General features: G+C 48.8%; 20 protein-coding genes and 4 tRNA genes. 17 read left to right on the forward strand and 7 right to left on the reverse strand.

The window, feature by feature from the left end:
• Window positions 1-34: 34 nt before the first annotated feature.
• Window positions 35-1,444, reverse strand: a complete 1,410-nt coding sequence (gene gltX / locus ACN0UY_RS03605; RefSeq protein ID WP_417665404.1) for a glutamate--tRNA ligase — start codon at window positions 1,442-1,444, stop codon at window positions 35-37.
• A 237-nt stretch (window positions 1,445-1,681) separates the two neighbouring features.
• On the opposite strand from gltX, the gene ACN0UY_RS03610 reads away from it, so the two are divergent.
• Both ACN0UY_RS03610 and ACN0UY_RS03615 read left to right on the forward strand, forming a co-directional pair.
• A tRNA-Val gene (locus ACN0UY_RS03610) sits at window positions 1,682-1,757 on the forward strand.
• A 30-nt stretch (window positions 1,758-1,787) separates the two neighbouring features.
• Window positions 1,788-1,863, forward strand: a tRNA-Val gene (locus ACN0UY_RS03615).
• Window positions 1,864-1,950: 87 nt separating this feature from the next.
• Here the strand turns inward: ACN0UY_RS03615 and ACN0UY_RS03620 are convergent.
• From ACN0UY_RS03620 to ACN0UY_RS03630, 3 genes are all read right to left on the reverse strand, one after another.
• Window positions 1,951-2,421 carry a DUF2919 family protein gene (locus ACN0UY_RS03620; RefSeq protein WP_417665405.1) on the reverse strand — a complete coding sequence of 157 codons (471 nt, stop codon included), beginning with the start codon at window positions 2,419-2,421 and terminating at the stop codon, window positions 1,951-1,953.
• A 120-nt stretch (window positions 2,422-2,541) separates the two neighbouring features.
• Complete coding sequence (uvrB, locus tag ACN0UY_RS03625; RefSeq protein WP_417665406.1) at window positions 2,542-4,560, reverse strand: excinuclease ABC subunit UvrB; 2,019 nt, start codon at window positions 4,558-4,560, stop codon at window positions 2,542-2,544.
• The gene (locus tag ACN0UY_RS03630) at window positions 4,544-5,926 is read right to left on the reverse strand and encodes an MATE family efflux transporter (RefSeq protein ID WP_417665407.1); all 1,383 of its coding nucleotides are present in this window, start codon (window positions 5,924-5,926) and stop codon (window positions 4,544-4,546) included. The genes uvrB and ACN0UY_RS03630 overlap by 17 nt, the downstream gene beginning before the upstream one ends.
• Window positions 5,927-6,079: 153 nt before the next feature.
• On the opposite strand from ACN0UY_RS03630, the gene ACN0UY_RS03635 reads away from it, so the two are divergent.
• The 3 genes from ACN0UY_RS03635 to ACN0UY_RS03645 all read left to right on the forward strand — a co-directional run bounded on the left by ACN0UY_RS03635 (window position 6,080) and on the right by ACN0UY_RS03645 (window position 8,041).
• A complete protein-coding gene (locus ACN0UY_RS03635; RefSeq protein WP_417665408.1) occupies window positions 6,080-7,264 on the forward strand; it encodes a pyridoxal phosphate-dependent aminotransferase in 1,185 nt (394 codons plus the stop codon).
• Window positions 7,265-7,838: 574 nt separating this feature from the next.
• Window positions 7,839-7,915 (forward strand) — tRNA-Asn (locus tag ACN0UY_RS03640).
• 49 nt (window positions 7,916-7,964) lie between these two features.
• Window positions 7,965-8,041, forward strand: a tRNA-Asn gene (locus ACN0UY_RS03645).
• Between the two features lie 16 nt (window positions 8,042-8,057).
• Here ACN0UY_RS03645 and ACN0UY_RS03650 read toward each other — a convergent pair.
• Window positions 8,058-9,116, reverse strand: coding sequence for an MJ1255/VC2487 family glycosyltransferase (locus ACN0UY_RS03650; RefSeq protein ID WP_417665409.1), 1,059 nt, complete (start codon window positions 9,114-9,116; stop codon window positions 8,058-8,060).
• A 38-nt stretch (window positions 9,117-9,154) separates the two neighbouring features.
• Window positions 9,155-9,694 carry a phosphatase PAP2 family protein gene (locus tag ACN0UY_RS03655; RefSeq protein ID WP_417665410.1) on the reverse strand — a complete coding sequence of 180 codons (540 nt, stop codon included), beginning with the start codon at window positions 9,692-9,694 and terminating at the stop codon, window positions 9,155-9,157.
• A 187-nt stretch (window positions 9,695-9,881) separates the two neighbouring features.
• Here ACN0UY_RS03655 and rsxA point away from each other — a divergent pair, with 187 nt between their 5' ends.
• The 11 genes from rsxA to ACN0UY_RS03710 all read left to right on the forward strand — a co-directional run bounded on the left by rsxA (window position 9,882) and on the right by ACN0UY_RS03710 (window position 18,137).
• A complete protein-coding gene (gene rsxA / locus ACN0UY_RS03660) occupies window positions 9,882-10,466 on the forward strand; it encodes an electron transport complex subunit RsxA (RefSeq protein WP_128351744.1) in 585 nt (194 codons plus the stop codon).
• Window positions 10,463-11,026 (forward strand): electron transport complex subunit RsxB, encoded by a 564-nt coding sequence (gene rsxB, locus ACN0UY_RS03665; protein ID WP_417665411.1) that lies wholly within the window; start codon window positions 10,463-10,465, stop codon window positions 11,024-11,026. Before rsxA ends, rsxB begins: the two co-directional genes overlap by 4 nt.
• Window positions 11,026-12,624 carry an electron transport complex subunit RsxC gene (gene rsxC, locus ACN0UY_RS03670; RefSeq protein ID WP_417665412.1) on the forward strand — a complete coding sequence of 533 codons (1,599 nt, stop codon included), beginning with the start codon at window positions 11,026-11,028 and terminating at the stop codon, window positions 12,622-12,624. Before rsxB ends, rsxC begins: the two co-directional genes overlap by 1 nt.
• Window positions 12,621-13,679: an electron transport complex subunit RsxD gene (rsxD, locus tag ACN0UY_RS03675; protein ID WP_417665413.1), complete on the forward strand. Its 1,059-nt coding sequence runs from the start codon at window positions 12,621-12,623 to the stop codon at window positions 13,677-13,679. Before rsxC ends, rsxD begins: the two co-directional genes overlap by 4 nt.
• Window positions 13,676-14,329, forward strand: coding sequence for an electron transport complex subunit RsxG (gene rsxG, locus ACN0UY_RS03680; protein ID WP_417665414.1), 654 nt, complete (start codon window positions 13,676-13,678; stop codon window positions 14,327-14,329). Before rsxD ends, rsxG begins: the two co-directional genes overlap by 4 nt.
• Before the next feature lie 4 nt (window positions 14,330-14,333).
• Window positions 14,334-15,023, forward strand: a complete 690-nt coding sequence (locus tag ACN0UY_RS03685) for an electron transport complex subunit E (RefSeq protein WP_339880245.1) — start codon at window positions 14,334-14,336, stop codon at window positions 15,021-15,023.
• A 14-nt stretch (window positions 15,024-15,037) separates the two neighbouring features.
• Window positions 15,038-15,676 (forward strand): endonuclease III, encoded by a 639-nt coding sequence (nth, locus tag ACN0UY_RS03690; RefSeq protein WP_128351749.1) that lies wholly within the window; start codon window positions 15,038-15,040, stop codon window positions 15,674-15,676.
• A 9-nt stretch (window positions 15,677-15,685) separates the two neighbouring features.
• Complete coding sequence (gene gloA, locus ACN0UY_RS03695) at window positions 15,686-16,090, forward strand: lactoylglutathione lyase (RefSeq protein ID WP_417665415.1); 405 nt, start codon at window positions 15,686-15,688, stop codon at window positions 16,088-16,090.
• Window positions 16,087-16,719, forward strand: coding sequence for a ribonuclease T (gene rnt, locus ACN0UY_RS03700; RefSeq protein ID WP_417665416.1), 633 nt, complete (start codon window positions 16,087-16,089; stop codon window positions 16,717-16,719). Before gloA ends, rnt begins: the two co-directional genes overlap by 4 nt.
• Window positions 16,720-16,820: 101 nt before the next feature.
• Window positions 16,821-17,516, forward strand: coding sequence for a hypothetical protein (locus ACN0UY_RS03705; protein WP_417665417.1), 696 nt, complete (start codon window positions 16,821-16,823; stop codon window positions 17,514-17,516).
• A 24-nt stretch (window positions 17,517-17,540) separates the two neighbouring features.
• A complete protein-coding gene (locus tag ACN0UY_RS03710; RefSeq protein WP_417665418.1) occupies window positions 17,541-18,137 on the forward strand; it encodes a DUF2238 domain-containing protein in 597 nt (198 codons plus the stop codon).
• A 7-nt stretch (window positions 18,138-18,144) separates the two neighbouring features.
• Here the strand turns inward: ACN0UY_RS03710 and ACN0UY_RS03715 are convergent, their stop codons facing one another.
• Entirely contained in the window at window positions 18,145-18,582 is a 438-nt protein-coding gene (locus ACN0UY_RS03715; RefSeq protein WP_417665419.1) for a nucleoside deaminase, read from the reverse strand.
• Window positions 18,583-18,700: 118 nt separating this feature from the next.
• Here ACN0UY_RS03715 and ACN0UY_RS03720 point away from each other — a divergent pair, with 118 nt between their 5' ends.
• Entirely contained in the window at window positions 18,701-20,632 is a 1,932-nt protein-coding gene (locus tag ACN0UY_RS03720) for a serine hydrolase (RefSeq protein WP_417665420.1), read from the forward strand.
• Window positions 20,633-20,845 lie beyond the last annotated feature (213 nt).

A 20,845-nucleotide genomic window follows, 5' to 3' on the forward strand; every position in this document is an offset into this window, starting at 1 on the left:
AAGGCGCCCGTGGGCGCCTCTACGTAACAGACAGTTACTGCGCTTGTTCACGCTCAAGTATAAACGAAATTGCGCGTGCAATACGTCCTACCACTTGTTCTTGTGGAATCAGCTCCAGCGTCACGTCTAACGACGGTGAATTACCTGAGCCAGACACCGCAACGCGCAGCGGCATACCTACTTTACCCATGCCAACTTCCAAGTCATCAGCGGTTTGCTGAATAGCAGCCTGAATGGTTTGTGCGTTCCATTCGGTTAGCGACGCTAATCTATCTTGCACCGCTTCAAGCGCTTCTCGTGCAACTGGGCGTAAATGTTTTTTCGCAGCCGCTTCGTCAAAGTTTTCGTACTCTTCGTAGAAAAATCGGCTTTGCGTGGCCATGTCTTTCAAAGTTTTAACGCGGTCAGCCATCAGCGGAATCAGTTTTTCGAGCGCAGGCCCTTTGCTCACGTCAATGGCTTGGTCGGTGAAATGCCACTGCAAATAAGGAATCACGTGCTCAACCGGAAGACTTTTCATGTAATGCTGGTTCAGCCAATTTAACTTTTCGGTGTTAAATGCTGACGCGGCCTTGTTCACGTCATCCAAACTAAACAACTTGGTCATCTCTTCAACACTGAAGATTTCTTGATCGCCATGCGACCAACCTAAACGTACCAAATAGTTCAGCACCGCTTCTGGCAAATAGCCGTCATCGCGATATTGCATAACGCTCACCGCACCGTGGCGTTTCGAAAGCTTCTTGCCGTCGTCACCCAAAATCATCGACACATGCGCGTACTCAGGCACTGGCGCACCCAAAGCTTTGAGGATATTAATTTGGCGCGGCGTATTGTTGATATGGTCTTCACCACGAACAACGTGCGTGATATTCATTTCCCAGTCATCAATAACCACACAGAAATTATAGGTCGGCGTGCCGTCACTGCGGGCAATAATCAAATCGTCCAACTCGGTGTTAGCAAATTCAATATGGCCACGAATGTGGTCGTCAAATTTCACGCTGCCTTCTTGTGGGTTACGAAAACGCACCACGTACTTATCGCCTGAAACATTCGGGTTATCACGGCAATGCCCGTCATAACGTGGCTTCTCGCCTTTTTCCATTTGTGCTTCACGCATTTGCTCAAGACGCTCGGTCGAGCAATAGCATTTATACGCTTTATCTTCGTCCAGCAGCTTATTAATAAAGTGCTCATAACGGTCAAAGCGTTTGGTTTGATAATACGGGCCCTCGTCCCACGTTAACCCTAACCATTCCATGCCTTCTAAAATGGCATCAATTGCTGGTTGGGTTGAGCGTTCGCGGTCAGTATCTTCAATACGTAACACAAATTTCCCGCCAGCTGCTTTAGCAACCAACCAAGAATATAAGGCCGTTCGCGCGCCGCCAACATGAAGATAGCCGGTTGGGCTAGGGGCAAATCGAGTGACTACTGTCATAATTCTTGCATTCTCCGCATTATTCGGGTTATTTTGCACTTAGATTACCCAAGCATTCTACCAAGAAGCAGCGGTAGGCGCATTAGGCGAAATGACAGAATATTGTCTTTTTACTAGGCAGGATGTTGATTTTTCCGGCGAAATGGTGAAAAACCAAGCAGTCGAACAAATCGAGTGATATTTCCTGTTGACAGTATCGTCAAGCTCCCTATAATACGCCCCGCAACGCAGAGAAAAGGATGGTTAGCTCAGCTGGGAGAGCACCGCCCTTACAAGGCGGGGGTCACTGGTTCGAGCCCAGTACCATCCACCACTACTTCATTTTTCTCTGTGTCTCCCTGATGGATGGTTAGCTCAGCTGGGAGAGCACCGCCCTTACAAGGCGGGGGTCACTGGTTCGAGCCCAGTACCATCCACCAATTCCTTAGTACGAAAAGCGTTAATCGTTATTGGTTACTCGCTATTCGGAAAGCAAAAAACCCCCAAACGTATTTCACGAATAACGACTAACGAACAACGATCAAAGCGTTGAAACGCTTTAGATGCCTTGAGAACAGCAACATCCATCCGGCCATCAGCCAACCAAACAACAACAACGCTTTCACCACTGAAAACGCTGGCCATAAATTGCTGACCAAACTCAACAGTAAGGCGCCGTCGACTATCCAACTGAACCACAATAATAAAGGCATGATGCGGAATGCTTGGCGCACCCATTCAGCCATTTCGGCTTTGATTTGCGTTAGCAGCACAAAAATGAGCATCGCAGGTGCACCTACAAGCAACGCCAAACCGAATTGCTCGGTGCTGGTATAGAAGAATTTCAATAAACGATTGGGGTCTTCAATAAAGGTCAGCGAAATTATCCAGGCTGCGTAGCCACGCATGAAAAACAACAACATAAACAGCAAGCTCCACGGCGTTTTTAACACACCGTCGAGCGTTACATAGCGTTCATCACCTGGTTCTAACTGCACTGCGTGTCTCTGCATTAAGCTGGAGCAAAATAGCCCAGCGGGGATAATTTTGTGCGGTTATGCTACGTCGACAGTCTCGGTTTGTCGACCTTGCTGCCGCTGTTTCCTCTAATCGCGCTATTAAAGTCTTTTAAGTTGCTCGCGCAGCTTGGTTAAATCATCGCGCAGCGCCGCAGCCTTCTCGAATTCCAGATCTTTTGCCGCCTGATACATCTCTTTTTCGGTTTGCACAATTTTCTGCATCACCACTTTCGGATCAAACATCGCCGCATCGTAAACTGGCTCCGGTTCAGCGGTGCGCTGTTTCTCTTTACGTGGCGCGCGAATACCGCCACCACCAAGATCCATCACATCGGTTACACGCTTAACCAGCCCTTTCGGCGTGATGCCATGCTCTTCGTTGTAACTCACTTGCTTCGCACGGCGACGATCAGTTTCATCAATCGCGCGCTGCATCGAGCCGGTGATACGATCAGCATACAATATCGCCCGCCCGTTAAGGTTACGTGCCGCACGACCAATGGTTTGTATCAGCGAGCGGTCAGAACGCAAGAAGCCTTCTTTATCAGCATCAAGAATCGCCACCAAAGAAACCTCTGGCATGTCCAAACCTTCACGTAGCAAGTTTATGCCCACCAAAACATCAAACTTACCCAGACGCAAATCACGGATGATTTCCATCCGCTCAACGGTGTCGATATCAGAGTGCAGGTAACGCACACGGATACCATGCTCGTCCAAATAATCCGACAAATCCTCGGCCATTTTCTTGGTCAGCGTGGTGGCCAATACGCGCTCATTTAACTCCACGCGCATACGCACCTCAGACATCAAATCATCAACCTGCGTTGCCACCGGACGAATCTCAATGGTCGGGTCAATCAGTCCTGTCGGCCGCACCACCTGCTCCACCACTTCGCCGGCACACTTTTCAATCTCGTATTTGCCCGGCGTTGCAGACACATAAATGGTTTGTGGCGCAATGGCTTCAAATTCATCAAATTTTAATGGCCGGTTATCCAGCGCTGACGGCAATCGGAAGCCGTAATTCACCAAGTTTTCTTTACGCGAACGGTCGCCTTTATACATCGCACCAATTTGCGAAACTGTTACGTGCGACTCATCAATGATCAGCAAGGCATCGTCCGGTAAATAGTCCAGCAACGTTGGCGGCGGCTCGCCTGGCGAACGGCCAGAAAGATACCGTGAGTAGTTCTCAATGCCCGAACAGTAACCAAGCTCCAGCATCATTTCGATGTCGTATTGAACCCGCTGACTCAGGCGCTGCTCTTCAACTAACTTGTTCATATCCAACAACTGATGTTTACGATCTTTCAGCTCTTCTTTAATTTCTTCAATGGCGCCTAAAATGGTTTCGCGCGGCGTTACATAGTGCGTTTTTGGATACACGGTTGCACGCGCCACGTCGGCTTCAGTCACCTGCCCTGTCAGCGGTTCAAAGAAACTGATGCGATCAATTTCATCATCAAACAGTTCCAACCGAATGGCCAGTTGCTCCGATTCAGCCGGGAAAATATCAATCACCTCACCGCGAACACGGTAGGTGCCGCGCTCAAATGCTGCATCATTACGTTTGTACTGCAACTGCGCCAGACGGCGCAAAACGTCGCGTTGATCAATGATGTCGCCACGACGCAAATGCAGCATCATTTTCATATAGGATTCAGGGTCACCCAAACCATAAATACATGACACCGAAGCAACCAACACAACATCACGGCGTTCCATTAATGCTTTGGTTGCCGACAAACGCATCTGTTCAATGTGCTCGTTTATGGATGCGTCTTTTTCAATAAACGTATCGGTGGTGGGAACATAAGCTTCCGGCTGATAATAATCGTAATACGAAACGAAGTACTCCACCGCGTTATTGGGGAAGAATTCTTTCATTTCGCCATACAATTGCGCCGCCAAGGTTTTGTTGTGCGCCAGTATTAAGGTTGGCCGTTGCACTTTTTCAATCACATTGGCCATGGTAAAGGTTTTACCTGAACCGGTTACGCCAAGCAGCGTTTGATGCGCTAATCCCGCTTCTAAATTGTCAACCAACTTCTCAATCGCTTGGGGTTGATCACCAGCCGGTTGATAGTCAGACTTGAGCTCAAATGCGCGACTCATGATGACCTCCATCGCGTTCGCGAGATATTTCGCTTTTTAGGCCCCGTTGGAACCAGAACCAGGCAATAATTGCCGTAAATATGTTAGCGATAACACCGCCAATAAATAATCCAGGAATATCGTACAGCACCGCACCTATCCAGCTAAGCGGCACAAACATCACAAATAAACGTACGACGCTAAGCGCCAAAGCGTTCATTGGCCGGTGCAATGCGTTCAAACTTGAGTTCGTTAAAATAATAACGCCCTGTAAGCCGTAGCCCAGCGGCATAATATAAATAAACAGTCGAATTAAGCGCGCTACTTCAGGGTCATCGGTAAAGGCTGCCGCAACCCACGGTGCCGTTGCAATCAATAGCCCATAAATAATCAGCTGTACGATAAGCACACTACGAATGGCAACGCGATACGCAGCCCCCACACGGTCAAATGATTGCGCACCAAAGTTTTGGCTAATCAACGGTGGCAACGACATCGATAACGCCAGAATAATTACGCTTGCCAGCGACTCCAATCGTGAGCCCACCCCAAACGCAGCCACCGCCGGCGCACCGTAGGCGGCTATAATTGCGGTAATAACAGCCATTGCCAATGGCGTAAGCATGTTCGCACCCGCAGCGGGTACACCAATGCTTAGAATCTGACGCGCCGAACGCAGCCAACTGGCATCAGCCGGTGCACGAAAAGCCAGTAGCTTTTTATATTTGAGGTACCAGAGCACCAGAAACGTTCCGATTATCCATGACACTAAACTCGCCAGTGCAGCGCCCTGCACACCCATGGCCGGAATTGGGCCCAAGCCAAAGATAAAAATAGGGTCAAAAATAGCATTCAACAAACCGCCCGAAGCCATAATCAGTGACGGGGTACGCGTATCCCCTGACGCCCGCAACACGGCGTTGCCCACCATTGGCGTCACCAGCAGCACTGAACCAATAAACCAAATGGTCATATAGTCATGAATGTAGGGCAACAGACGTTCTTGAGCACGTAGCAAGCTGAAAATTGGGTCCATGAGCAGGTAGCCAATTAGCGCCAGTGCCATCACCAATAATGCCGACACCGTTAATGCAGTGGTGCCATCAAAGCGAGCATGCTCCTCTCGGCCGGAACCACGCTTACGAGCTATCACTGCCGATGTGCCAATGCCTAAGCCAATCGCCAAACTCACCACAGTAAAGGTTACCGGAAAGGTAAAACTTACCGCCGCCAGCGGGTCTGTGCCGAGCATGCCAACAAAAAACGTATCAACCACGTTAAAGCTGATTAACGTCATCACGCCTATGATCACTGGCCAGGTCATCCGCCAGAGCGTGGGTTGGATTGGATCGTGAAGTAGAGATTTTGCCGCTACAGCTTGGCTCATGTGTTACGTAACCGGTGTTGAAAAAAGAAGCCGTAGTGTAACGAATTTTAAGCTTTTTCGCTATGTTATAAGCCGCTATCGAATAGACAAAATTCAGTGAAAACGTTATAGTAGCTGCAACTTTTTCACCCCTTCTATGTTTAGGATCGCACCGTGAAATACCAATTATCCGACCGCGTTAATGCTATACAACCATCACCAACCTTGGCTGTTTCTCAAAAAGCCGCTGAAATGAAAGCCGCTGGCCATAACGTGATTGGTTTAGGTGTGGGTGAACCTGATTTTGATACACCAGAATTTGTCAAAAATGCAGCTAAGGCTGCAATTGATGCTGGTCACACCCGTTACACCGCAGTTGACGGCATTCCGCAACTGAAACAAGCTGTGATTGATAAATTTAAACGGGATAACGGCTTGAGCTATGAGCTCAACGAAATTCTGATTTCAGCCGGTGGTAAGCACAGCATTTTTAATTTATTGAGCGCTTGGCTCAACCCAGGTGATGAAGTATTGATTCCTGCGCCGTATTGGGTGTCTTACCCAGACATGGCCAAACTGGTTGGCGCTGAGCCAATTTTTATTGAAGCCGGTATTGAGCAGCGCTACAAAATAACGCCAGCGCAATTACAAGCCGCCATCACGCCGAAAACACGGTTAATGTTTTTAAATAGTCCGTCAAACCCAACTGGCACGGCTTACACCAAAGCTGAATTGGAAGGTTTGGCCGATGTGTTACGTCAACACCCACAAATTCTGATCGCAACTGACGACATGTACGAGCATATCTTGTGGAGCGAAGAAAGCTTCCACAACATCGCTATGGTTGCGCCTGACTTGAAAGATCGCATCGTCATTCTTTCCGGTGTTTCTAAGGCATACGCAATGACAGGTTGGCGCATCGGCTACGCGGCGGGTCCGAAACCTTTGATTGCTGCCATGAAGAAGATTCAATCACAAAGCACCTCGAACCCTACCAGTATTAGTCAATGGGCTGCCCTTGCGGCACTTGAAGGCGACCAGAGCTGCATTACCGACATGGTAAAAGCATTTAAACAGCGTCACGACTACTTAGTCGACGCCTTAAATGCTATTCCGGGTATGCGGTGCATTGCGGGCGACGGTACCTTCTACACCTTTGCCAATATTGATGCGTTAATGGCCATGAAAGGCGCCAGCTCAGACGTTGAGTTGTGCGAAATGATTCTGAATGAAGCCAAAGTAGCTTTAGTGCCAGGTTCAGCATTTGGCGCACCAGGCCACTGCCGCTTCTCTTTTGCGTGCAGCCTCGACACCCTGAAAGAAGCTGTACGTCGTATTAAAGAATTCGCCCAAGCATAATTTATTGGGCGGAGTTCCTTTTGTGACACGGCTGTGACAAAAATATTAAAACAGCCGTTTAAAATTTATTCGTCACAAAAAATTAATGTTCGTATTTACACGAAGTTACTTGACCTTTCTGAACGTCGCTTTTGTGAACAAATCAGGTAAGAAATGCACAATTACCGATGCAAAATGCGACGAACGACATGCGCACCTTAAAAACTTTACACGCCCTGTAAACCAACTATTTAACTATATGTTTTTATTGGATATTTAAAATTAGAGTCAATTTTTAAGCAATCTCTAAATCAGCCCGAATAGCCCACCATTAAAGATAACTCACACAGTTCCCCACAAGGTTATCCACAGATTTAGTGGATAAGATTGTCTAGCCATTGAAACACGTGGATCAGGGGGCATGTGGATAACCAAGGACCAATCAGCTGTATATCAAATGTAATACTTGCATTCATTCCAAATACTTGACTTTAATTTTTTTCAACGGTTTGAGCACAAAACAAGCAAACAGCATTTTTTAGTATTGACAGAGGCCCCAACCGCCTTTAACATTCGCACCCGTTGTCGGATGTGTTCCCCAGTAGCTCAGTTGGTTAGAGCGGTGGACTGTTAATCCATGTGTCGTTGGTTCGAATCCAACCTGGGGAGCCAAGACATCCAACAACGTTCCCTTTTTATATACGGTTATACTTCATAGAATTCCCCAGTAGCTCAGTTGGTTAGAGCGGTGGACTGTTAATCCATGTGTCGTTGGTTCGAATCCAACCTGGGGAGCCATTCTATAGAAACGCTCCTAGTAACTTCGTAAGCATTCCATATAGTCTTCAAACTCAGAACGCTGCCACAATCTGGCGCTTAGCTCGTGCACCGGTTCCTGCGCACCATCACGCAACCATTCCGCCACTGCTTGGGCAACGTTAGGCCAATGACAGGTGTTTGCCATGCCGTGCTCCAGAAATTCAGCAACCGCTTCTTGATCTAACGTCCACATGACTTGAGCTAAACGTGAACGGTGCAGACATTGCGCATTCGCTGCTTGCTCAAACTGCCCAGTTAACGGCTTAACGAGAATCTTTTTACCCGCAGCCAGTGCTTCGCTGGACGTTTCAAACCCAGCATTACTGATAATACCTTCTGCGCGTGCTACAGCTTCGGCAAAACCAATTCGCGACGGCGCACGATAATGAATGTGGCCAATCTGCTGCCGCTCAGCTTGGGGATGAAACACATGAAAGGTAACGCTATCAAATGGCTTTAACAGCTCGTGAATCGCTGCCAGCGGCTCGAACGGCAAGTACACCACGTAATGCCCTGGCTGCATGGTTTGCGTGCGGCCTCGTTGATGAATAATGGGTGGCAAAATATGCGACGCATCATCAAACCAATGCATACCCACCGGTCTGTCCGTTGGCGCAAACCAACGCAGCATTTGCCGTTGCGCCAACGAAATAGGCAAGCTTGGGGTGGGTTTGTAAAATGCATACTGACGCCCTAACCCAATCACCTGCTTGCGCTGTAAACGCCCTGCCCATGCAGTAATGGGCTCATAGTCGCTTACCACCAAGTCGTAATCATTCAGATCGAGCGCCTTCACGTCATGCCAAAACTGCCCCCACTGATTTCTCCGCAAGGTTTCCGGCACATTCACGCGGCCTTGTTCCACCACAAACGAGAGGCCCTGACGCCATTCCCATTCGCCGAACGCATCCATATCAAACAGTTGATTGCGATCGCGGCCAGAAATTAAAAACTGCGTGTGAACATCTGGGTACATTGAAAGTGCCTCAGCTAACGCTGAACAGCGGCTTAAATGACCATTCCCGGTACCTTGTACGCCAATTAGAATACGCATACGTCCTCCATTACTATCTTCTGTATAAACAGCAGCTGTTAGCCAGTTACCGCTAACGCATACCAACTAATACCCAATCCCAACGTGGCTCCAGCGAAAATATCGCCAGGATAATGCACGCCCAGTAACACCCGTGAAACACCAACTGCGCCCGCCCAACCGAACAACAGCAACGCCCAGTTGGGGAAAAACGCGCTCATAATTCCGGCAAACAAAAACGCAGCCGTGGTGTGTCCAGACGGGAAGCTAAATTGATCGTGCGCGAGAATAATTGAATTAAAATGCGGATTTTTTTGATATGGCCGTTGCCGTTTAAGCAATCGCTTCAGCAGTGTAAATAAAGGTATTTCCAGCGCGAAGCCAACCACTAAGGTGGTTATCAGCGGTACGCTTTCAGAGCCATGCATACTCGCAATCAGCAGGGCTATAACGGCATAACTGTAGCCATCGCCCGAGCGTGATACCCACCGCACCACTTTATGCCTGCATAACCGTTGCAGACGCCGATTCAACCAACTAAATGTAAGCTGATCAAATTGACTTACTTTAAACAACCATCTGGCCATAAAAGCTGTCATAACTCGGTGCCTCACGTGGCTTGCCGGTGCTGGCTTGGTTGAAATTTAGCCAACAGGCGTAACAGCGACATGACAGATTTATGAATATTCAGTGACAAACTTGAATAACACTACAGTTCATCGGTTGTTTCAAAGCGCTAAACATTCGATAATAGTACCCATCAAACGCAATTGGACGGATATTCCCATGGGTGACTACTTGCTGCTGTTGGTGGCAACGGTATTAGTCAACAATTTTGTATTGGTTAAGTTTCTCGGGCTGTGCCCGTTTATGGGCGTTTCGAACAAGCTCGAGACGGCTATTGGCATGTCTGCGGCAACAACTTTTGTGCTTACGCTGGCATCCGTATCCAGCTACTTGGTTAATCAATATATTTTGGCACCGCTGGATCTCATGGCGCTGCAAACGCTGAGCTTTATTCTGGTTATCGCCGTGGTGGTGCAATTCACCGAAATGGTGGTGCATAAAACCAGCCCAACGCTGTATCGCTTGCTGGGTATTTTCTTACCCTTAATCACCACCAATTGCGCGGTTCTCGGTGTTGCCCTGCTAAACATTAATGAACAACATAATTTCGTTGAATCCATTGTGTACGGGTTCGGCGCGGCTATCGGCTTCTCGCTGGTATTGATTTTATTCTCAGCCTTACGCGAACGCCTTGCCGCCGCCGATGTACCCATTCCATTTAAGGGCGCGGCAGTGGCAATGATCACTGCAGGCCTCATGTCATTAGCCTTTATGGGCTTTAGCGGGCTGGTGACAACAGCATGACTTTAATTACCGCACTGAGCGTATTGGGCGTACTTGCCCTAATATTTGGCTTAATACTCGGCTTTGCCGCGGTACGTTTTCGCGTGGAAAGCAATCCCATCGTTGATCAGATAGACGCCCTGCTGCCGCAAACACAATGTGGCCAATGTGGCTATCCCGGCTGTCGGCCATACGCTGAGGCTATTGCGAACGGCGATGACATCAATAAGTGCCCGCCCGGCGGTGAAACCACCATTAAGAATTTGTCTGAGCTCATGGGTGTTGAAGCCAAGCCGCTTGACGCTGCGCATGGCCAAGAAGACGTTAAAAAAGTAGCGGTGATTCGTGAAGACGAATGCATTGGCTGCACCAAATGCATTCAAGCCTGCCCAGTGGATGCCATTCTTGGCGCTGCCAAACAGATGCACACCGTTATTGCGCATGAATGTACCGGCTGTGATTTGTGCGTAGAGCCATGCCCGGTTGACTGCATCGACATGGTGCCAGTGCCTGTGCGACCTGAAAATTGGCAGTGGGATTTACAACAAATTCCAGTCCGTGTGGTGGAGTCGTCAAACTAATGTCAGCAGCAACCAAAGCAATAGAAGCGGGCCACATTTGGACATTCCCGGGCGGCATCCACCCGCCGGAGCGTAAAGAGCTGTCCAATCAATCGGCAATTCGTAAGTTGCCATTAGCACCACACTATAATGTACCGGTTAAACAGCACTCTGGCGCCCCCGGCGACTTGCTGGTGCAAGTGGGCGATAAAGTAAAAGCAGGCCAAGCGCTTACCCAAGTTGGCGTTAACAACGGCCTGCCCGTACATGCCCCCACCTCAGGTACAATCACGGCCATTGGCGAAGGCATTATTGCTCACCCATCAGGGCTAGCCGACACCATCATTACCATCGCCGCAGACGGTGACGATAACGCCATAACCTTAGCGCCCATTGCTGATTACACCGCAGTGAGCCGTGCTGATCTTTTAGAGCGCATTAAACAAGCCGGTATCGCTGGTTTGGGTGGCGCTGGCTTCCCTACCGCACAGAAACTTGCGCTGCAACGGCCACTGGATTACCTGATCATCAATGGCGTGGAATGCGAACCTTATATTAGTGCCGATGACCGCCTCATGCGCGAACACGCACAAACCATTATTGACGGCACCGAAATTCTGCTGCATTTGGCCGGTTGCGAAAAAGCCCTGATAGCCATTGAAGCCAATAAGCCGGAAGCCATTAGCGCATTTGAAGCCTTGCTGAACGAACATCCCAAACTTGCGCTACGCGTGGTGCCGGTTAAATACCCTTCTGGGGGCGAAAAGCAGCTGATTCAGTTGCTCACCGGTCGTCAAGTGCCAAGCCGTGGCTTACCCATTGATGTGGGCTTAGTCATGCAAAACGTGGGAACCGCCTACGCCGTCGCGCAAGCCGTGGTGCAAGGCAAACCACTCATTGAGCGCGTGGTAACCGTAACTGGCGAGAACGTTGCGCAACCCGGCAACTATTGGGTGCGCCTTGGTACGCCTGTCGACTACTTGTTAGAACAATGCGGCTTTAAACCTGAACCTGAGCAACGGGTCATTATGGGTGGCCCAATGATGGGCTTCACACTGGCGGACCTTACTGTGCCCGTGGTGAAAATCACCAACTGTATTTTAGTACCCAGCGGTCAAGAACTGGCCCCTGCGCAAGACGAAATGGCCTGCATTCGTTGCGGTGCGTGCGCGGATGTATGCCCTGCGCAACTCCTACCCCAACAAATGGTATGGCTGGCCAAAGCCAAAGACTACGATGGCTTAGAAAAACAAAACCTGTTTGACTGCATTGAATGCGGAGCCTGTGCTTACGTGTGCCCAAGCGAAATCCCGTTAGTGCACTACTATCGCAAAGCCAAAGCAGAGATTCGTAATATTGCCCGCGAAAAAGCCAAAGCAGAAGTGGCGCGGGAGCGTTTTGAAGCGCGCCAAGAACGTTTAGAACGTGAAAAAGAAGAGCGCTTAGAACGCCATCGTAAAGCCGCTGAAGCGCGCAAAAAAGCGCAAGCCGCAGCCGTTGAAAAAGGTGGCGACAATCCGCAAGACGCGGTGCAAGCAGCCATTGCCCGTGCCAAAGCGCGTAAAGCAGCACAAGCCGCAGCAGCGGCTGACAAAAAAACCGAAGGTGACGACGCATGACCTTTAAAATAGCCGCCTCGCCCCACGCTCATCAGCGCCGTACCACACAGCAAGTCATGCGCTGGGTGTACTTAGCCTTGATACCCGGCGTGTTGCTACAAACCTACTTTTTTGGCGTGGGAGTTTATATACAGCTAGCGCTAGCGCTACTTACCGCATGGGTTGCCGAAGGTCTCGCCATGCGCATGCGTGGCCGCCCGATTGGCCATGCGTGGCAAGACCATACCGCCATTGTTACCGCCGTATTGCTGGCAATTAGTATTCCGGCACTGGCCCCGTGGTGGATTATCGTTATTGGCACCGCATTTGCCATTATTGTGGTGAAACACGTGTACGGCGGCGTTGGGCAAAACCTGTTTAACCCAGCCATGGCCGGCTATGTATTGCTGCTGGTGTCGTTCCCTGTACAAATGACGAGTTGGCCGGTACCGAATGAACTGGCGCAATTGCAGGTAACCATAAGCGATACCGCGCAGCTTATTTTTAGCGGCTTTACCAATAGCGGTTACAACCTTGAGCAGCTGCGCATGGGCGTTGATGGCGTAACCATGGCAACCCCGCTGGATAGCTTACGCAATGACTTAAATCACCAACTCACCCTAACCGAGGCGCTCAACAAGCCTATTTTCGGTGGGTTAGCCGGTATTGGCTGGGCGTGGATCAACATCGCCTTCTTACTGGGCGGCTTAGTCTTGATCAAACAGAAAATTATCAGCTGGCACATTCCGGGTGGTATGTTGGTTGGCTTGCTGGTACCAGCCGCCGTGTATTGGATGTTTAACCCCGATCAAGCCATTACCCCAATGCTGCATGCACTGAGCGGCGCAACCATGCTCGGAGCATTTTTCATCGCCACCGACCCCGTTACTGCAGCCACCTCAAATAAAGGCCGCTGGGTATTTGGTTTATTCATTGGTTTCCTCGTGTTTGTAATACGCACCTGGGGTGGTTACCCAGATGCGGTTGCCTTCGCGGTATTGCTGGCCAACATGACCGTGCCAGTAATTGATAAATACACCCAACCGGTTGCCTATGGCCACGGAGGTCGCTCATGATGTTCAAAAGTATGCAGCGCAACGGCTTGATTCTAGCTGCCTTTGCTATCGTCGCGACCTTGCTGGTCGTGGTGACCTCTATGCTCACCAAAGAGCCCATTGCCCGCCAACAGGAACAAGAGCTGCTGCGCGTGCTGAATCAGGTTATTCCACCTGAATTGCACGACAACGACCTGTATCAAAGCTGCACTTTAATAAGCAATAGCGAGCTAGGCTCACAGCCGCGCCGTGTATACCGCGCCTATGTGAACAATCAGCCAACCGCTGCTGCCGTTGAAGTAACCGCGCCAAATGGCTACAGCGGTGCCATTCATTTATTGGTTGCCCTGAATGCTGATGCATCCATTGCTGGGGTGCGCACACTGAAACATCAAGAAACTCCGGGGCTTGGCGACAAAATTGAAATTCGTAAAAACGACTGGATAACCAGCTTTAATGGCCAACGTGTGAACGGTGAAGACGATCAACGTTGGGCGGTAAAACGCGATGGCGGCATGTTTGATCAATTTACCGGCGCCACCATTACTCCACGCGCCGTGGTGCAAGCAGTAAAACGTGCCGCGCTGGTGTTCGAAAAGAATCAGCAGCAATGGTTTAACGCGCCTGAAAACTGCCACGCAGACCAGTCGGGAGGCAGCAATTATGAGTAACCCCGTGAACACTTATAAAGAGCTCACATGGCAAGGCCTGTGGAACAACAACCCCGCGCTGGTGCAGCTGTTGGGCCTATGCCCACTGCTGGCCGTTACCGCCACCGTCACCAACGCCTTAGGCCTTGGCCTGGCCACCTTATTGGTGTTGGTTGGTTCGAACATTACGGTAAGTTTAGTGCGTGATTTTGTCCCGAAAGAAATCCGTATCCCAGTGTTCGTGATGGTTATCGCCACCTTTGTTACCGTGATTCAATTGCTGATGAACGCCTACGTGTATGGCTTGTATCAATCGCTGGGCATCTTTATTCCGCTGATTGTGACCAACTGCGCCATTATTGGCCGCGCCGAGGCTTATGCCTCGAAAAACCCGTGGCATCACTCGGCATTTGATGGTTTGATGATGGGTATTGGTTTTACCTTGGTGCTGGTGCTGTTAGGCGGCATTCGCGAAGTGCTCGGTAACGGTACTTTGTTTGACGGCGCCAACTTACTGCTGGGCGACTGGGCTGCCAGTTTACGCATTGAGCTGTTTAGCGTGGACTACCCGCTGTTGCTGGCCATATTGCCGCCGGGTGCCTTTATTGTTATGGGCTTTATCATTGCCGGCAAAAACTGGGTCGACAATTATCGCGCTGCCCACGCCGAGAAGCCTGAGAAACACGTAACCCGTGCGCGCGTCACGTCGCAATAAATTAAAACGAGACCATGAACAAACAAAAACGCATTGAAATTTTAGAACGCCTGCGGGCCAACAACCCTAACCCAACCACCGAGTTGGAATACAACTCAACCTTCGAGTTGTTAATAGCTGTGTTGCTATCGGCACAGGCCACCGATGTCGGCGTCAATAAGGCAACGCGTAAACTGTTCCCAGCAGCACCTACCCCGCAAGCCATGCTTGATTTAGGCGTTGATGGGGTAAAGGAGCACATTAAAACCATCGGCTTGTTCAATGCGAAAGCCGAAAACGTCATCAAAACCTGCGAAATACTGGTACGCGACTACAATGGTGAAGTGCCTGAAGACAGGCCCGCGTTGGAAGCCCTACCCGGTGTAGGGCGTAAAACAGCGAACGTGGTGCTGAACACCGCATTCGGTTGGCCAACCATCGCAGTGGATACCCATATTTTCCGGGTCAGCAATCGCACCAAGTTTGCCCCCGGCAAAACCGTACGTGCTGTGGAAGACCGCTTAGAAAAAGTTATTCCAGCAGAGTTTAAAGTTGATGCACACCACTGGTTCATTTTACACGGCCGCTACACCTGCATTGCACGCAAACCACGGTGTGGCAGCTGTATTATTGAAGACCTGTGTGAATTTAAAGAAAAAACATCCGATGATTAGGAGCGTCTAATGCGTTTACTACACACCATGCTGCGCGTCGGCGACATGCAGCGTTCAATTGATTTTTATACCAAAAACTTGGGTATGAAACTGCTACGCACCGCGGATAACGAAGAATACAAATACTCACTGGCGTTTGTTGGCTATGGCGACGAAGCGGACCATACGGTGCTTGAACTCACCTACAACTGGGACGTCAGCGAATACGAACACGGCGGCGCCTTTGGCCATATCGCCATTGGCGTTGAAGACATTTACACCACCTGTGATGTGCTGAAAAAAGCCGGTGCTGACGTATACCGCGAACCCGGCCCGGTAAAAGGCGGTAAAACCATTATCGCCTTTGTGCGTGACCCAGACGGTTACGCCATTGAGCTGATTGAACGCAGCGCCAAAAACCCTGGAGATTTATGAGCAGCGAAACAGCACAAGAGCTCATGAAAAAACGCTTCCGCGGCTACATGCCGGTGGTCATTGATGTTGAAACCGCAGGTTTTAACTCAAAAACTGATGCCTTGCTTGAAATTGCCGCGGTAACGCTACGTTTTAACGAAGACGGCGATTTAGTGCCAGATGAAACCCTGCACTACCATATTGAGCCATTTGAAGGCGCCAATATAGAGCAAGCCGCAATTGACTTTAATGGCATCGACCCGCATTCGCCGTTACGCGGTGCCATTGATGAAGGTGCTGCCCTAAAGGAAATGTTCAAACCCATTCGTAAGGCACAAAAAGACGCCGGCTGCCAGCGCTGTATCTTAGTGGGCCACAACGCCACCTTTGATCACGGTTTTGTTATGGCTGCCGCCGAACGGGCTAACCTGAAGCGCAACCCCTTTCACCCGTTTGTTACCTTCGACACTGCCGCACTCGCCGCTGTGTTTTTAGGCCAAACGGTGTTGATAAAAGCCTGCCAGGCCGCAGGCATTGAGTTTGACAACAACCAAGCGCACTCGGCAATTTACGACACCGAACGCACGGCCGAGCTGTTTTGTTACATGGTTAATCGGTACAAAACCCTCGGCGGCTGGCCACTTAAATAGCAAGAACGATATTAGCTATTTGATATTAGCGCTGATGTTTCAGGTTTTTCTAATATCTAATATCTAATATCTAATATCCAATTTTTAGAAACGAGATGACAATGACTAAGACTTTATTAAACGCTGCTATTGCTGGCAGCTTTTTATTTTCTGCAACTGCGCAAGCGGAAATCTTCTGGCAAGACATTAGCGCAACCTACTTAAACGGCAGCAACTACGAAGTTGGTGACAGCGACCGTCAAGTGTTCACCTTTGAACATGCCGGGGGTTACAGCTGGGGTGATTCGTTCTTGTTTGTTGACCGTCTTGATTCAGACAATGGCTTCACCGAAACCTACGCAGAAATTTCGCCACGTTTTAAAGTGTACGACTTTGCCGAAGACAGCTTGATTAAAGCTGCCTATGTGGCCACCACCTGGGAAGTTGGTCAAGGCTTCGATAATTACCTAGTTGGCGTCGGAACCGACCTAAATGTAACCGGATTCGATTACATTCAGCTAAATGCATACCGTCGCAGCAACGAATTTTACGAAAGTAACTACCAGTTAACCGCTGCTTGGGGCATTCCTTTCGCTGAAAACTTTTACTACGATGGTTTCTTAGACTGGTCATCGGCCAGCGAAGGTCACGCTGCAGAAATGAACTTCACCTCGCAGCTGAAGTACAACATTGGCCCAATGGTCGGCTACGACAACCGCTTGTACGTAGGTGTTGAATACGCCCACTGGAACAACAAATTTGGCATTAGCGGAATTGACGAACGTAACCTAAATTTATTAGTGAAGATTCACCTTTAATAATAACAAAAAAGGAATTTCACCATGGCTTGGCAACAACGCATTCCACACATACTTGCTGTAATCATTGTTGCCACCATGGTGTGGTCATTTATCGACCCGAAAGACATGCGCGTTTGGTGGGCTGAAATGACTCCCATTTTGGCTATCTTTATTGGCCTTGCTGCCACCTTCCGCAAGTTCCAGTTCAGCAACACCAGCTACCTGTGCATGAGCGTGTTACTGATATTGCACACCATTGGCGCGCACTACACTTTTGCCAACGTGCCATTTGAATGGTTTACCGAGCTTGGCAACTTTGAACGCAACCACTACGACCGTATTGCACACTTCAGCGTTGGCTTTTATGCCTACCCTGCCGCAGAACTCTTAGTACGCAAAAACTGGGCGCGCCCCGTTACTGCCATGCTATTTGGGTTATTTTTAGTCATGGCCGTTGCTGCCGGTTATGAAATCATTGAATGGGCCTTCGCCGTTTTAGAAGGCGGTGACGCAGGCATTGAATTCCTTGGCTCGCAAGGCGATGAATGGGACGCGCAAAAAGACATGCTAGCTGACACGCTAGGCGCCTTGGCCGCACTGGTGCTGTTCTGGTTCTCCAAATACAGACGCCAGCCCTGATTTATATTTATTCGCCGATATCTTCATTCCAGAGCTCGGGGCTGTTTGCGATAAAAGTGTTCATTAATTCAATACAGGTTGGGTCTTGCAGCACATCAACCTTCACACCAGCCTGACGTAAACGCTCTTCGGCCCCCATAAAGGTTTGGTTTTCGCCAACCACCACATGGGGAATACCGTACAGCTCAATCGCGCCTGAACACATACAACACGGCGACAACGTTGTATAAATGGTGCACTCACGGTAAACCTTCGCCGGTTGGCGACCAGCGTTTTCAAAGGCATCCATTTCACCGTGTAAAATCGGGCTGCCACTTTGCACACGACGGTTATGTCCACGACCTATAATCTTACCTTTGTGCACAATCACCGAACCGATTGGCACACCGCCCTCATCCATGCCTTTTTTCGCTTCCTCAATTGCCGCCTGCATAAATTCATCCATTTTTTATTCCCTATTGTTCCTTATTTATTCAGAAATATCGCACGCGAAATATCCATTTACAAATGCTATTTGCGAACTGTATCTAATGCGCGTTTAATAAACAAAAACGAGATAAATCATGAACATTAGATTGAAAATTATATTTTCAGCCGTATTCGTTCTGTTGTTAAGCGGTTGCAATGAGCCAGGTTTTCCCGAGCACTTAGACGTAAGAAGAATTAACCAACCTGACCTACAAGCACTTTTGATTAGCCCAAAAACACACAATGGCCCGACTCCAACAGTCATTGTTTTGGGCGGTTCTGAAGGAGGTATCAGTGGCGCACAAAGAACTGCTCAAGCTTTAGCTGAAAATGGTGTGGCGGCATTAGCAATTGGCTACTTCGGCATGTCCGGCTTACCAACAACTCTTGAGAATATCCCGCTCGAATACTTTAATGCTGCAGTTCAATACATTGATGAATCAACCAAATTAAATCGTAATCAATGCAAACAAATTCCCGTTATTGGTCACTCGCGTGGTGCTGAACTTGCATTACTACTTGGTCGTCACTTCGACCATTACGGTCCAATCATCGCTACATCTCCAAGTTCACACATCTGGGGCGCCGTAGGTAATAATGAGCAACCTGCGTGGACCCTAAACGGTCAACCGTTACCCTTCGTACCTCGTCATTCAAAACCCGACTACACTGTCGAGGAATTCGTCGGTCGTGATTATTTCAGTCGCGATTTACAGCATGATGATGCGCGAAAAGCTGAAATTGATGTATCAAATATAAACTCGCAAGTGCTGTTATTTGCAGGCGACAATGACTTGCTGTGGCCTGCCGATGTGATGACTCAACATTTGCAAAGACAGGCCGAACGCTTTGAGCATAGCTCCCGTATCAGTTCTCATATTTATTCAAACGCAGGACATGTGATTGCTCCTGGCGCACCGAGCGGAATGATTAAAGCAAACATTAACAATGAGCAAATCATCATGTTAGGTGGTGACGCCACTGCGAACAAAGCAGCACAAGACGACATATTAAAACGCACCATTGAGGCCATTAGAAACCCAATTTGCTTTGACAGTCAGGCGAGTTTTAATCGTGATAAATTGGCGGAACTTTCTGAGTTTTTAACTCAAACAAACTCGTCGTCAGTCGCTCTGATGCGCGCAGGTGACGTTGTTTTCGAGTTTGGTGATATACACCAGAAACACACCATACACTCTATCCGTAAGCCTATGCTCAACGCGCTTTACGGCATCTACGTTGACCGCGGTGTCATTAATCTCGATGCGAACTTAAAAGAGTTGAAGATTGATGACATTACTCCACTAAAAAGCATTGAGAAGCAAGCAACGGTTCGACAGTTATTGCAATCACGTTCAGGTATTTATTTGCCCTCGGCAGCAACTTCTGAAGGAATGCTAGCAGGCATGCCTGAGCGCGGTTCTTCCAGCCCTGGAGAACGCTATGTATACAATAATTGGGACTTTAACGTCGCAGGAGCGATATTTGAAAAGATAACTGGTGAAACGATTTACGATGCGTTTTATCGTGAAATAGCTCAACCATTGGGGATGAAAGATTTTAAGGGTAAGTTCACAACAATTGACGATAACACCGATATTTCGAAACTGACGGAAGATGGCTTTTATCAATATGAACATGATAAATCACAATATCCCGCGTACCACTTCCGCATGTCAGCTTATGATATGGCGCTATTTGGTCAACTGTACGAGAATTACGGTGTATGGAATGGCGAGCATCTTTTATCTCGAGAATGGATAGAACAGAGCACCACCTCCTACTCTGTTACAAATACCTACATGGATTTCGGCTACGGCCTCCTTTGGTTCGTAATCAATCCCAATGAACAACGCCCCAATCGTTCTTTCTACCACACTGGGTTAGGCGTTCATATGCTTGGCGTTTATCCTGACTCTGATCTAGTCTTTGTGCATAGAGTACAAACCGAAAACGAGTATGAGTTCGATCAGCAAGATCTATACAAAATTATCGGGATTATGTTTGACGCATTAGAGGAAAATTAATGGCATCGAATGCCCTTCCAGAAAACATGCAAGCGCCAGTGAGAGCCGTTTACATTTCAATTTTTTTAATTTTAATCTTGAAAAATAAATTTAAATAACTACCTTTAAGTTTTTGGGATGTACGCCGTGCGGCATCTCGTGATGATGTTAGCTGAGTGCTGCGTCCACCGCCTCTAGTTCATGACTAATGCGGACTTTCCAAACTTACAATGG

This window comes from Pseudidiomarina sp., assembly GCF_048268165.1.
GTDB lineage: Bacteria > Pseudomonadota > Gammaproteobacteria > Enterobacterales > Alteromonadaceae > Pseudidiomarina.